Source organism: Bordetella sp. MIP270_01_BMS, from assembly GCF_054958705.1.
On record NZ_CM143297.1, the window covers coordinates 1,863,202 to 1,877,029 of the forward strand.

A 13,828-nucleotide genomic window follows, 5' to 3' on the forward strand; every position below is an offset into this window, starting at 1 on the left:
ATGGGATACCCCCTTAAAGGCATCACCGTAGTGGCGGTGGAACAGGCGGCGGCAGCGCCTTACGCGTCCAGCCGCCTGGCGGACGCGGGCGCACGAGTCATCAAGATCGAGAGGCCCCAGGGCGACTTCGCGCGGGGTTACGACAACGCCGTCCACGGAGACAGCACCTACTTTGTGTGGCTGAACCGGGGCAAGGAATCCATAGTGCTCGACTACACGCAGCCGGCCGATGCCGAGCTCTTGCAGAAGCTGATCGCCAGCGCTGACGTACTGATACAGAACCTGGGACCCGGCGCGGCCACGCGCGCCGGATTCGGGTGGGAGAAAATGCGTCAGCTGCATCCTCGCTTGATCACCTGCGACATTACGGGGTATGGCGAGACAGGGCCATACGCCGACATGCGCGCCTACGATCTGCTGGTGCAGGCCGAAAGCGGCATCGCGTCGGTGACGGGCACGCCCGAAGCCGCCGGGCGCATCGGCATATCGGCATGCGACGTCGGCACGGGCATGTATGCCCACGCCGCCATACTGGAAGCACTGCTGGAACGTGAACGCACCGGCCAGGGCAGCGCTATCCACGTGTCGCTGTTCGATTCGATGTGCGACTGGATGACCGTACCGCTGCTGCACTATGACTATGCCGGGACGGTCTGGCCCCGAGTAGGCCTGGCGCACCCGACCATCGCACCGTATGGCGCCTACGAGGTCGGCGCCGCGCTGGGCGCGCCCGCCACCGTCCTGGTCGGCGTACAGAACGACGGAGAATGGCGCCGGTTCGCGACGCAGGTGCTCGAGCGCCCGAACCTGCTCGAAAATGAATCCTACGCGACGAATATGCAGCGCGTGACCAACCGCTCGGAACTCGATGCCGAAATTCGCGCCGTGCTTGCCGGCTTGAGCGTGGAGCAGGTCTGCACGCGCATGCGCGCCGCCCAGGTGGCGTTTGCGCAGGTCAACGGCGTCGAACAATTGACGAAACACCCGCACCTGCGCCGCGTCGAAGTGCCCGCGCGCAACGGTCCGGTAGCGGTGGTGGCACCCCCGGCCATCATACGCGGCGAACCCAGGCAATACGGGCCCATCCCCGCGCTGGGAGAACACACCGAGAAAATCCGCGCCGAGTTCGCCGCCGGACAATGACGTCGAGATAGGCATGCGCGCCACGGACGTGGCGCGCGCCCCAAGATAACCGCTGCGGCAGACGCTACTGCACCTGGCCCAGCCAGGCAAGTGCGAGGTCATGCAGCGGCTTGTCGACCAGTTTGCCATCGACGCTCACCGCGCCGCGCCCTTCCTGGGCCACGGCCTGGACTACACGGCGTGCCCAGGCCAGTTCGTCTTCAGACGGAAGAAAGCCCTGGTTTACCGGCGCGACCTGGCGTGGATGGATGCACAGCTGCCCCGCGAAACCCATGCGGCGCGAGGCCGCGGCCGACGCCTGGACGAGCTGCGCGTCGTCCCAGTGCAAAATGGCGCCGTCGATGGGCGCCGCACGTCCGGCCAGACGTGAAGCCAGCACCAGGCCGACGCGGGCAGGCAACCAGCCCAGTTCATCCTGGATACCCGTATCGCGCGCGTAGTCCACGCTGCCGAACACCAGCCGCTCGACGCCAGGGGCATCGGCCAGGGCACGCGCCTGCTCCACCCCCCGCGCAGTCTCGATCAGCGGAAACAGCGCCGCCGAATCGCCCAACTGCGCTCGCACGCGGGCGAGCGTTTCGGGCGATTCCGCCTTGGGCAGCATTGCAGCCCGGCAGCCCGATTGCGCCAGAACGCGCAGGTCGTCGTCGAACCACGGCGTATCGGCAGCGTTGACGCGCACGATGGCGGGTCGCCGGCTGGTGGACAGCCAAGCCGCCACCATGCCGCGAGCGCCAGTCTTGGAGTCGGGCATTACCGCGTCTTCGAGGTCCAGAATGATGGCATCGGCACCGGCGGCGGCCGCTTTGTCGAAACGTTCGGGCCGATCGCCCGGCACGAACAGCAGGCTACGAAGACGAGACATGCGCAGAAGGCTCCAGGGCCACGAAATGACGCCGTTGCGTAGCCAGCAACAAGCCGAACAACAACGCGGGAAGCACGATCAAGACGAATGCAATGCGATAGCTGCCGAGCAGCGACGCCATCGCGCCAAACACCGGCGGCCCCAGCACCACGCCCAGGAAGGTGCAAGTGAGCGCCCCTCCGGTTGCTAAGCTGGCCTTGCCGGCCGGGGCCTGCCGGGCGACTTCCGCCAGATAAACGCCATTCCATCCCACGGCGGCCGCGCCCGATACCATCAGCGCCACGGCCACAACGGCAACGGGCGCGCCGGCCGGCAGCAAAATCAGCGCCAGGATGCCGAGCGCCATCATCAGCGCCAATAAGGCCAGCATCAGCACCGGACCCAGGTAGCGGTCGGCGCACCAGCCCCACAGCAGGCGGCCGGCGACGCCGGCCGCCTGGCCCAGCGACAGCATCACGCCCGCAGCAACCAGGGTGTAGGCCAGGTCATCGTGCAGATACGTGACGACGTACGCGCTGAACGACCATTGCACCGCAGAAAAGCATAGCGACACGCCGGCCAGCAGAGCCAAGGGGCGGCGCGAGAAGATCAGGGCAAGCGGCGCCGCCAGGTCGCCCAGCCGGGCGCCGCGGCCCGGACGCCGATCGGCGTCGAGTTCGGCGCGGACGCATTGGGCCAGAGCCGCGCAGGCCAGGCACCCCAACGCCGTTGCCAGCATGGCGCCTCGCCACCCCATGGCGATTTCCATCTTGGGGGCGAGCAGCCCGGCCAGCACGCCGCCCAGGGGCACGCCGGTCTGCTTGACGGAGAACACAAACGACATGCGATGAACGGGCGTGGTACGGATCAGCAGATGCGAACTCGCCGGCGTAATGGGCCCGTAGCCCAGGCCCAGCAGCACGGCCCCGAGCGCCAGCAGCGCAACGTGGCCGGACAGGCTGCACAACAGGCCGGCCGCACACAGCACCAGCCCCCATTGGCTGGCGCGTATGGCGCCCACGCGGGCGACCCAGCTGCCGGCGGTGAGGCTGCCCGCCATCGCCCCCACATACACCAGCGCCACATAAATTCCCACCAGCTCCGCGGCAACCCCTGCCGATACGCTGATCACCGGCGCAAGCACCGGCACCACCAGGGCTGCGGCTGCCACCAGTGACTGGACCGCCAGGGTAATGGCCAGTACGCCCGCTCCCGATGCTTTCACGCCGATACCTGCCAGTCGCGCCGGAACGATTCGCGGTAGCTGAAGCGATCAGCCGGATGCACGCTGATCGCCAATTCCACCAGCCCGTCGCGCGCATCGAGGTAGCGGCGTTCGAGCCGCAGGCCGGCAGTGCCCGGCTTGACCTCGAGCCGGCGTGCCGCCGCCTTGTCCAGCACGACGGCGCGTATGTCCTGATGCACCGTCTTGATCTGCAGGTCGAACTGCTCTTCGAGCACGGCGTACAGGGCGCGCGTCATGCGCCCCTGCAGGCCCGACACCGAGCGGAACGCGGGCGCGATGTAGACGTCGGTCATGCAGATGGGGGCATCGTGCGCTTCGGTATAGCGCAGTCCCCAGATATGCAACCAGGTTTCGCCAGTGGAGGCGTCGAGAGTGTCGGCCAGTGATCCCTCGACTTCCAGCAGCGCCTGCCCTTCTATTTCGAGAGTCGTGTCGTAGGCATACTGCCGCAGGTCGGTAATGCCCGACATGGTCTGCGTATATTGCGTGACCGGCGCGGCCGCCAGCACGCGGCTGCCCACGCCGGGCTGCCGGGTCACCATGCCCATTTGCACCAATTGCTTCACCGCCTCTCGCACGGTAAAGCGCGACACGCCGAACTGGTCGCACAGTTCGAACTCGGTGGGCAGCAGGCTGCCCACCGGATAACGTCCTCCACGGATCTCGTGGACCAGCGTCGTGGCCAACTGCAGGTAGCGCGGCCGGCCGCCGGGCGCTTCGATCTTCAAGGTCATAGAACTGCGGTTTTCCTGAGTCTGGCGATGTGTTCGGGCTCGTACCCGGCCTGCGCCAGCAGTTCATCGGTATCGGCGCCCATCGCCGGCGCCGCTCTGGCCAATGGCGCTTCACCGGGGCAGCGGATCGGCGAGGCCACGCTCTTCACGGCACGGCCTTCTGCATCGTGGGCATCGAGCAGGCAACCCTGGGCGCGCACGAAGGGGTTCTCCAGCGCTTGCGCCACATCATAAACCGGGGCCGCCGGAACCCTGCCCGCGAACCGGGCCATCCAGTGATCAGTGTTGTGCGTCATGAACACGGCCTCGAGCTCCTGGTTGAAGCGCTCGCGGTTTCTCAGGCGGTCGGCAAAGCTGCGGTAGTCGGGGTTTTCGGCCCATTCCGGGTGCCCCATGGCCTCGGCGAGCAAGGGCCAGAACTTCTCTTTGTTGCACATCACGAAGATCCAGCTGTCTGCGGTGCGATACATCTGGCTGGGCACCAGCGACGGATGCGCCGAGCGCGGCGCCCGGCCGGTCTGGTGCCCGCCGTTGAGGTACCAGGTGGCCACGTAGCAAAGGTTGTGCAATGCCACGTCGAACAGACTGATATCGACATCTCGGCCCTGCCCGGTCTGGCGCGCGCCCAGCACGGCAGATACCAGGCCCAGGGCGGCGGTGGTGCCCGTCATCAGGTCTATGATGGACAGGCCGAAGCGGGCCGGCGGCCCGTCGGGCTCGCCCGTCAGCGACAGATACCCGGCTTCGGCCTGCATCAGGTAGTCGTAGCCGGGCCAACTGGCGCGCTCGCCCTCGCGGCCGTACGCAGACAGGTGCACGCAGACAATGTCGCGGCGTATGCGGCTCAGCGCCTCGTAAGTCAGGCCCAGCCTGCCGGGCAAGTCCCCGCGCAAATTGTTGAATACCGCATCGGCGTGCTGGCACAGGTCGTGCAGCACCAGCCGCCCGTCCGGATGCTTCAGGTCCAGCGTGACGCTTTTCTTGTTGCGATTGAACGCCTGGTAGAAATGGCTGTTGCCGGGCCCGAAGTAGTGCGGGCCCACGGCGCGGCCGACATCGCCGCCATCGCGCGGATTCTCGATCTTGATGACTTCGGCGCCCAGGTCGGCCAGATGCTGCGTGCCGAATGGCCCCGCACCGTACTGCTCTACCGAGACAATACGCAATCCTGTCAGCGGCAGACTCATATGCGGTTCCTTTGCACCAGCTGTCGGGCGATGATGATGCGCTGCATTTCATTGGTGCCCTCGCCTATCACCAGCAGCGGCGCGTCGCGGTAAAAGCGTTCCACGAGGTACTCTTTGGAATAGCCGTAGCCGCCATGGATGCGCATGGCCTCCAGGCTGTTCTCGACGGCTGTCTCGGTAGCAAACAATTTGGCCATGCCGGCTTCCATGTCGCAGCGGTCGCCGCGGTCATAGGCTTCGGCCGCGCGCAGCGTGAGCAACCGTGACGCCTCGGTGCGCGTGGCCATGTCGCCCAGCTTGGTCTGTATGGCCTGATGTTCGCAAATGGGCTTGCCGAACGTCTTGCGCTGCTGCGAGTACCTGACGGCCTCGCGCAGCGCCGCCTGCGCCACGCCCACGCCGCGCGCCGCGACGTTGATGCGTCCGAGCTCCAGGCCGTTCAACACCATTTGCAGGCCGCGCCCTTCGACACCGCCCACCAGCCGGTCGGCCGGAATGCGGTAGTTCTCGAACACCAGCTCGGTGGAATCGATGCCCTTGTAGCCCAGCTTTTCCAGCTGACGACTGACGGTGAAACCCGGGCCTTTCTCGGCGATGAACAGGCTCATTCCGCGGTGGCGAGGTTCGGCCTGCGGGTCGGTTTTGACCAGCAGCGCAAAGCAGTTGCCGTGATAGCCATTGGTGATCCACATCTTGCTGCCATTGACGACATATTCGTCGCCATCGCGGCGCGCCACCGTGCGGATGGCCTGCAGATCCGTACCGCAATCGGGCTCGGTCAGGCCGATGCCGCCGCGCAGCTCACCGGTGGCAAAGCGCGGCAGGTAGGCCTGCTTCTGCGCTTCAGTGCCGTTGCGCTGCACTGCGGCCGCCATGATCAAGTGCGAGTTCAAAATGCCCGACAGCGACATCCATTCTTCTGAAATGCGTTCGATGATCTTTGCGTAGGTGACGGTGGAAAGGCCCAGCCCGCCGTATTCGGGCGCAATCAGGCAACCGAACAGGCCCATTTCCTTCATTTTCTCGACGATCTCCACCGGATAGGTGTCGTCATGTTCGAATTGCCAGACGTGCGGCCGCACCTCTTGTTCGAGGAAGCGGCTCACCATATCCAGAATGAGTTGTTCCTGGCCTTCATCATGCGTGGTCATGCAGTTTCTCCGAGTGATGCTTTCAGTCATTGCTGCGCCAGGCTGGCGGCAAGCTGTCGCGCCGACCCCTGTTCGAGTTGCAGCACGCCGGACTCGATGGCCGTGGCGCGCTCGGCGGACACCTGCCGCCGGGCGTTGTCGTGGAATTTCGCGCGGATGTCGGTTGCCGTGAGCGGCCGGTCTTCCGCGCCCCGATTGATGGCTTCGCGCTCGCGCAAGGTGCGTCCGTCGTGCAGTTCGACAATGACTTCCCCGCCGTAGTGCAGCGGAAAGTCGCTTGCCGGGTCGTGGCCATAATCGGTGATGGCCGCCAGCCCCAGCACCGTGGCGTCGCGCAAGGCAGTTTCTTCCAGGTCGTCGAGCGTCAGCCGGCCCTTGCACAGCGCGGTGCCGACCAGATAAGGAATGCTGAACTGTGCCTCGTAGCTATTGGCGGGCTTGCGCTTGGCCGCCTCGGGCTCGCAGACAGTCTTCACGACTTGTTCCGGCACCAGTACGGTGATGCGCCGGATCTGGTCCGGACGCACGCCCTGGGCATGCAGCCGGACGGCCGCGTCGATCGCCGCATGCGTGAAGTGGCAGGCCGGCAAGGGCTTGACCGACACGCGCTCCACTTCCCACAGCGTGCCCAGGCCGGCGGTGGCCAATCCCAGGTCGTACTCGCGCGCGCCCAGATGACTGGCGTACAGGCCGAAGCGCCCTTCGTAGGCCAGGCGGGTGCCCGTGTAGCGGTGCTTGCCGAAGGTGGCTGCCGTGATGCCGGCTGACGCGGCCCATCCCGGATGCATACGCTTGTTCCATGCGCCGTCGTTCAGGAACTCGAGACTGCCCGAAGCGGTGGACAGCGCAATGCCCTGTGCATCTGCCAGCTGCTGCGCATTGAGCCCGAGCAGCCAGCCGGCGGCCAGCGTGCATCCGAACGTGCCGATCAGGCCGGTCGGATGAAAGCCCACCTGGTGGAACCCACCTTTGGCCACGGCCCCAAGCCGGGTGGCCGCTTCCATGCCCAGCACGTAGGCGGCGACCATATCGGAACCGGAACGGTCATCGCGCGCCGCGAGCGCCAGAACGGTCGGCAGGACAGACGCCGTGGCATGAATCACACCGCGGGCGTGGGTGTCGTCGTAATCGAGGCCGTGGATCAGCACACCGTTGGCCAACGCCGCGTTGCGCACGTCCATGCGCAGCCCCGAGCCGATGACGACGCTGTCGCCACCGCTGTCGAGTTCGCCGATCGCGGCGAGCGCGCGACGCGAAAACTCATAACCGTGCGAGGCCAGCGCAATACCGATGGAATCCAGCATCAGCAGCCGGGCTCGCTCGCGCACCTGAGCCGGAATGCCGGCTGCGTCGAAGCCGGCGGCGAACTGCGCCAGCGATTCGGATAGCGCCAGCGCGGCGGGCGATTGAACTTGGTCTTTCATAGCCATTCTCCTGTATTCAATTCAGCAGCACCAGCGACAGCGACGGTACAAAAGTGATCAGGCCCAGCGACACCAGGCGCGTGACGTAGAACGGCAACACGCCGCGGGCCACCTGCTCGACCGGTATGCGCGCGATGCCGCTCATGACAAACAGATTCAGCCCGATGGGAGGCGTGAGCGTGGCGATCTCGACATTGGCGACCATGATGACGGCGAAGTGCACAGGGTCGATGCCCAAGTGCATGGCCATCGGAAACAGCAATGGCGCCGTCAGTACGATCATGGCCACGCCGTCGAGGAACATGCCCAACAGCAGCAGCACGGCATTGGCCAGCAGCAGGAACTGCCACGCCGACATGTCCATGCGTTCCATGAAGCCGATCAGCGACGCCGAAACACCCATGCGGGCCAGAATGAAGCCGATCAGGCTGCCTCCCATCACCACCATGAAAATCATGGTGGACTGCAGCAGGGACTCTTGCGACACCTTCCAGACGGCGGCCCAGTTCATGGTGCGATACACCAGTACGCACAGCAGCGCGGCATAGCCGGCCGCCACGGCCGACACTTCGGTAGGCGTGAAGATTCCCATGTAGATGCTGCCCAGCACCAGTACCGGCATCGAAAGCGCGCCCGCTGCCTTCGGCAGGCGTCTCGCAAACCCGGCCAGGTCCGGCTTGCCCGTGGTGGCTCCATAGCCGTGGCGGCGTGTCAGCCAGACAGTGGTCGACAGCAGCAGCGCGGCTTCCATCAGGCCGGGGATAATGCCGGCCACGAACAGGCGGTCGACCGGCAAGCCCACAATGGATCCGATCAGGATGAATCCCAAGGATGGCGGGATCATCAGGCCCAGCGTGCCTCCCACCGCCACCAACGCGGCGGAGAACCGCGGCGGGTAGTTCTCGCGCTTCAGTCCATCGACCGTGGCGGCGCCGATGGCGGCCGCCGACCCCACGCTCGACCCCGACACCGCGGCGAAGAACACGCAGGCCAGCATTACCGTCAGCGCCAGGCCTCCCCGCACGCAACGCACCAGGCTGCCGATCAGTTCGATCATCACCGCGACGATATTGCCGCGCATCATCAGGTTGCCCATCAGCACGAACATCGGTATGGCCATCAGCGGATAGCTGTTGATCGACTTGAATGCAGTCTGCGCGACCACGGTCAGGGGCACGCCGTCTACCGACATGACGAGCGCGCTGGACATCAGGCCCATGGCCGTTCCCACATGGGCGCCCAGCGCCAGCAGCACCAGCAGCCCGATTACGGAGAGTCCCAATGTCATAGCGGCGGCTCCTGGCGTGAAATGGCGGCGGCTACCCCGGCGTCCGGCTCGTCGTCAACCGGAGCGGGCTGGAAAGGGTCGCCCCAGCGCCAGGCGTACCAGGCGGCGCAGGCGTAATACGCGAACAGCGCGATGCCGCCCACCGGCATGGCCAGGAACAACATCCACATAGGCAGTTCCAGCGATGACTCGGACACCATGCCCATGGTGTAGAAACGGTGCACTTGCGGGATGGATGAATACGCCAGGATGAAGGCGAACAGCATGCCCACCGCGCAAGACAGCAGCCACGCGACACGCTGCAACGGGCCGGGCAGGCGCTGCACCAGCAGCTCGGTGCGGATGTGGCAATGGCGGAAACCTGCGATGCCCAGCGTCAGAAAGAACGCCCACACCATCAGGAACCGCACGGACTCTTCCGCCCAGAAGTAACTGACGTTCAGCACATAGCGGCTGAAGCCTTCGAGAATCATGATGCAGGTCGCGCCCAGTGCCAGTATCGTGGCCAGCGCCAGCACCAAGCGCGAGATCCAGCCCAACCTGCCGAACTCCGGGGCGGTCCGCCTCGCCTCGCCCTGGCCCGCCCGTACCGGCAAGGCTGGGGATTCCAGTTCACTTGCCATCATGAATGCACTCCTTGCGTACGGCCTCGAGTTGCGCGACGGCGGCCGCGTGCTTGTTGCGGAAGCCCTCGCCCGCCGCCACGAAACGCGCCTTGAGCTTGTCGACTTCTGACTCGGACATGACACGGTAGGTCCCGCCCTTGGCCACCATCTGTTCGATCAATTGCCGGTCCTTGTCCACGGTTTCGCGCCACTGCCTGGAGATGATCTCGGCCAGGGACGCTTCGATGGCCTCGCGCTGTGCGTCGGGCAGGCCATCCAGCCAGGCCTTGTCCACCGTGACCGCTGAAGTGGCCAGGCCCATGCCGGGCGCCAGCGTCGCATAACGCGCCGTGCTGCCCAGCACATCCACCCAGCCGGCCGGAGAGGTCATCGCGCCGTCGATGGCGCCTTGCGACAGCGCCGCCGACATCTCGGAGGCCGACATCGAGATGGGACTGGCCTGCACCGAACGCATGGCATCCAGCATGATCTGTCCGCCTATCACGCGCACCTTCTGGCCCTTCAGGTCGGCCACCTGCTGGATGTCGCGATCTTTCATCAGGAATATCAGGTCGGCCGTGCGCAGGAAGCCCAGCACCTTTATGCCGCGCGGTTCCAGATAGCCGGAAATCATGCGGGTGAATCCGGCCGCGAAGCATGGATTGGTCATTTCCTCCGTGCTCAGCGCAAAGGGCAGGCTGGCCACCCCCACGCGAGGATCGAACTGTTCAAGGCGGGACGACACCGGCCACACCATCTGCACCGCACCGGTGCCCAACGCGGCAAGACCGTCCCGGTCGTTGTACAGCTGCGAGGCCGGAAAATACTTGCCCTGGATGGCGCCATCCGTGCGCTTGGCCACGTCGGCGATGAACTGTTCGATGTACGGACTGGGATTGGTGGCCAACGGGATCTCGCTGGTAATGACCATGTCCGTCGCGGCCGAGGTGCCGCACCATCCCATCGCCAGTGCGGCGCACCACGGCGCCGCCGCTTTCCAGATTGCCCTCATGTCGTCTCCTTGTCGGCGGCCCGCAGACCGGCCTGCGCGCATGCCGCCGGGCGACGCGCATGCCATGAGGTGGCCTGCTGGAACAACTGTCCCAGCGCCAGCACCCTGTCTTCTCCCAGTGGCGGCCCGACCAGCTGCATGCCCAGGGGCAGGCCGCCCGCGCCCGCACCGACCGGAAGCGTCAGCGCGGGCAGGCCCAGGTAATTGATGCCGCGGGTCCATGCCGACAAGCGCGCAAACTCGTGCTCGAGCCTGGCCTGATCGCCGCCATGGGTGTCTTCCACGCGGGGCGCCACGTCAGGCGTGCAGGGCAGCAGCAATGCATCGACGCCGGCCTGCACGTCCCGCAGGTAGTGCCGCAGGAAAGGGCCGCGCAGCCGTAGGGCATCGCAAAAATCGACGCCTGACACCAGCAGGCCGCGCGCAATGCGACGACGAACCTGGTGGCCATATTCCGCGCCATACTCGCGAAGCCAGCGCCGATGCAGCGCGGCCGCCTCCACCGCCAGAACGATGGACGCCAGTTGTCCGGCGCACTGCAGCAGCAAGAAGGGCGAAGGAACCTGAACGCACTCCACCCCCTCGGCGCGCAGCACGCGCACGGCCTCATCCAGGGCCTGACGCATGTCGCCTGACATGGGGTCGTCGTCGCGCCAGCGCGGCACGGCAACGCGCATGCGGCGCGGCGGCCGACCCAGCGCCACGGGGGCGTCCAGGCACGTCAGGTCCACGCCGTCGGCGCCGGCCAACGCGCGGTACGCCTGTCCGCACAGTTCTGCCGACCAGGCAAGCGGACCTATGCAGTCCAGGCTTGCCGACAGCGGCATCGCGCCGGCCACGCTGATGCGGTATTGGGTCGGCTTCAGGCCCGTCAGTCCGCACAGCGCTGCCGGGAGCCGCACCGAACCGCCGGTGTCCGAACCGATGGCCAGCGGCACATGGCCGGCCGCGACGGACATGGCGGCGCCGCTCGAGCTGCCGCCCGACACGTGGTCGGTGTTCCAGGGGTTGCGCCCCGGTCCGTAGGTTGCATTCCACCCCGTGGGTGACATGGCGAATTCGGCCATGTGTTGCGTGCCCAGGATGACGGCGCCTGCCGCGCGCAGGCGTGCCACGACCGCGGAGTCGGCGACGGCCGGCGCGCAGTGGCTGCGCAGGGGCGTGCCCCACCCGGCAACGCGCCCTTGCCGGTCGAACATGTCCTTGATGCCGACCGGCATGCCGTGCAGAGGGCCACGTACCCGGCCCCTCCGGCGTTCGTCGTCGAGCACCCGCGCCTCGGCCAGGGCAGCATCCGCGTCCACGTCCATCCACGCGAGCCGGCCAGGCGCGGCGCGGTCGATCCGGGACAGGCTCGCCAGCGTCCACGCCTCGCTGCCGATCGCGTCGGGACAGGATTGCGCCGGTCCCTCGGCCCACGGCTCGGGCGCCATCGCCCGCAGCACCTGTCCGAAAGGCGCGGCGACCGTGGCCATATCCAGCACCCCGGACTCGTTCTCCACTGCCTTGGCGAGACCGGCCGCCGCGGCGGCCAGGTCCGGCAGGTCCGCCTCGTCCAGAGGTAAGCCGCGCGCCTGCGACCAGGCGCGCGCCGATTCGATCAGGTCGTCCATCTCAGGCCCCGCAACGCTGGCCGATGGCCTCGACCTGCCTGACCACGTCGCCGTATTTCTCGGTATAGACCTTCTTGGCGGAGTCGGCACGGGCCTTCCACTCAGCAGCCCCCGCTTCGTCGGCGAGGCGATATACCGAGCCCTGTTCCTCCATCTGCCTGACTGCCTTGGCGTCCGCAGCGCGGGCCTCCTCCCATTGCCGCTGGATGATCTCGTTCAGGCTGTCGGAGACCGCCTGACGCTGCGCTGGCGTCAGGGCGTCCATCCAGCGTCGATCTGCCACCACGGCATAGGTGGCCAGTGACATGCCCGGCACATGGAACGCATACTTGCCGGTCTTGCCTATCATCTCGGCCCAGCCGGCCGGCGAGGTCAGCACGCCGTCTATCGCGCCCTGTGCCAGCGCGGTGCTCATTTCGGACGCCGCCATCGACACGGGGCTGGCATCGAAGCTGCGCACCATGTCCAGGAAGATGCGGCCACCCGTCACGCGCAGCTTTGCTCCGCGCATATCGGCCAGCGACTTCACATAGCGATCCCGGAAAATGAAAAACAGGTCGGCGGTGCGCAGCAGGCCCAGCACCTGCAACTGGCGCGACTTCAGGCGCTCGGACATCAGTTCGGTCAGGCCGGTCGCAAAGCATTCGTTGGCCATCATCTCGTCCGAAAGGCCGAACGGCAGATTCACATACCCCAGCGCCGGATCCAGAGTCTCGAGCCGCACCGAAACCGGCCATACCATGTGCACCGCGCCGGTGCCGATGGCCGCCAGGCCGTCCTGGTCGTTGTAGAGCTGCGATGCCGGGAACACCTTGACCTGCACTTCGCCGTTCGTGCGCCTGGCAACGTCCGCGGCGAACTCGTTCATGTAGCGCGTCTTCCAATGCGAAGCCGCGACTTCCGAGGTCAGCACCATTTCGACGGCACCCGCCGCCAGCGGGACCGACAGCGCTATCAGCAGCGCCGCGCGGCGCCAGACTGAATACGACATGGCAATATCTCCTTTGATGAGTACTGCAATGCAGCGCGGACGGCGCCCGCGCGGCCCAAGGCCTGTAATCGTTATTGCTCGCCGACCCCGTGGCCCCGCTTGGGAATCAGGCTCATGCGTATGAAGTTCATGACTTCGACACCATCCTGGTTATAGGCGCGGGTCAGCGTCGTGACGATGCCTTGGGTGGGCCGGCTGCGCGACTCGCGTATCTCCAGCACTTCCGATTCGGCGTACAGCGTGTCGCCGGCGAAAACGGGCGCCGTCAGATTGATTTCTTTCCAACCCAGGTTGGCGATGGCCTTGCCGCTGATGTCGGCCACCGTCATGCCCAGCACCACCGCCACGGTCAACCCGCTGTTGACCAGCAGCTTGCCGAACTCGCTTTGGCTGGCATGAGCCACGTCGCAGTGCATGGGATGAAAATTCATCGTCATCAATGAAAACTGAATGTTGTCGGCGTCGGTCAACGTGCGCCCGGGCCGATGTTCGTACACGGCCCCCAACTCGAACTCTTCCAGGTAGCGCCCGAAGCTGAAGCGGTAGCGCTTGGGTCCCACGGCCTTGACCTCCATTGCCCCTCCTTTGTC

At 66.2% G+C, this 13,828-nt stretch carries 13 protein-coding genes; 1 reads left to right on the forward strand and 12 read right to left on the reverse strand.

Annotated features, from left to right (window positions below; translation table 11 throughout):
* Positions 1-1,143 carry a CaiB/BaiF CoA transferase family protein gene (locus ACV17W_RS08710; protein WP_462596024.1) on the forward strand — a complete coding sequence of 381 codons (1,143 nt, stop codon included), beginning with the start codon at positions 1-3 and terminating at the stop codon, positions 1,141-1,143.
* A 64-nt stretch (positions 1,144-1,207) separates the two neighbouring features.
* Here ACV17W_RS08710 and ACV17W_RS08715 read toward each other — a convergent pair whose 3' ends face one another.
* From ACV17W_RS08715 to ACV17W_RS08770, 12 genes are all read right to left on the reverse strand, one after another.
* Entirely contained in the window at positions 1,208-2,008 is an 801-nt protein-coding gene (locus tag ACV17W_RS08715; protein WP_462596025.1) for an HpcH/HpaI aldolase/citrate lyase family protein, read from the reverse strand.
* Positions 1,992-3,212: an MFS transporter gene (locus ACV17W_RS08720; protein ID WP_462596026.1), complete on the reverse strand. Its 1,221-nt coding sequence runs from the start codon at positions 3,210-3,212 to the stop codon at positions 1,992-1,994. The genes ACV17W_RS08715 and ACV17W_RS08720 overlap by 17 nt, the downstream gene beginning before the upstream one ends.
* Positions 3,209-3,967 (reverse strand): GntR family transcriptional regulator, encoded by a 759-nt coding sequence (locus ACV17W_RS08725; protein ID WP_462596027.1) that lies wholly within the window; start codon positions 3,965-3,967, stop codon positions 3,209-3,211. Before ACV17W_RS08725 ends, ACV17W_RS08720 begins: the two co-directional genes overlap by 4 nt.
* A complete protein-coding gene (locus ACV17W_RS08730) occupies positions 3,964-5,154 on the reverse strand; it encodes a CaiB/BaiF CoA transferase family protein (RefSeq protein WP_462596028.1) in 1,191 nt (396 codons plus the stop codon). The genes ACV17W_RS08725 and ACV17W_RS08730 overlap by 4 nt, the downstream gene beginning before the upstream one ends.
* Positions 5,151-6,305 carry an acyl-CoA dehydrogenase family protein gene (locus ACV17W_RS08735; protein WP_462596029.1) on the reverse strand — a complete coding sequence of 385 codons (1,155 nt, stop codon included), beginning with the start codon at positions 6,303-6,305 and terminating at the stop codon, positions 5,151-5,153. The genes ACV17W_RS08730 and ACV17W_RS08735 overlap by 4 nt, the downstream gene beginning before the upstream one ends.
* A 26-nt stretch (positions 6,306-6,331) precedes the next feature.
* A complete protein-coding gene (locus ACV17W_RS08740) occupies positions 6,332-7,729 on the reverse strand; it encodes an MmgE/PrpD family protein (protein ID WP_462596030.1) in 1,398 nt (465 codons plus the stop codon).
* Positions 7,730-7,745: 16 nt separating this feature from the next.
* Entirely contained in the window at positions 7,746-9,017 is a 1,272-nt protein-coding gene (locus tag ACV17W_RS08745) for a TRAP transporter large permease (protein ID WP_462596031.1), read from the reverse strand.
* The gene (locus ACV17W_RS08750) at positions 9,014-9,643 is read right to left on the reverse strand and encodes a TRAP transporter small permease (RefSeq protein WP_462596032.1); all 630 of its coding nucleotides are present in this window, start codon (positions 9,641-9,643) and stop codon (positions 9,014-9,016) included. The genes ACV17W_RS08745 and ACV17W_RS08750 overlap by 4 nt, the downstream gene beginning before the upstream one ends.
* Positions 9,630-10,634 (reverse strand): TRAP transporter substrate-binding protein DctP, encoded by a 1,005-nt coding sequence (dctP, locus tag ACV17W_RS08755; RefSeq protein ID WP_462596033.1) that lies wholly within the window; start codon positions 10,632-10,634, stop codon positions 9,630-9,632. The genes ACV17W_RS08750 and dctP (ACV17W_RS08755) overlap by 14 nt, the downstream gene beginning before the upstream one ends.
* Complete coding sequence (locus ACV17W_RS08760; protein ID WP_462596034.1) at positions 10,631-12,247, reverse strand: amidase; 1,617 nt, start codon at positions 12,245-12,247, stop codon at positions 10,631-10,633. Before ACV17W_RS08760 ends, dctP (ACV17W_RS08755) begins: the two co-directional genes overlap by 4 nt.
* A gap of 1 nt (position 12,248) precedes the next feature.
* Positions 12,249-13,238 (reverse strand): TRAP transporter substrate-binding protein DctP, encoded by a 990-nt coding sequence (gene dctP, locus ACV17W_RS08765; protein WP_462596035.1) that lies wholly within the window; start codon positions 13,236-13,238, stop codon positions 12,249-12,251.
* Between the two features lie 71 nt (positions 13,239-13,309).
* Complete coding sequence (locus ACV17W_RS08770; RefSeq protein WP_462596036.1) at positions 13,310-13,813, reverse strand: MaoC family dehydratase; 504 nt, start codon at positions 13,811-13,813, stop codon at positions 13,310-13,312.
* Between the last annotated feature and the right edge of the window lie 15 nt (positions 13,814-13,828).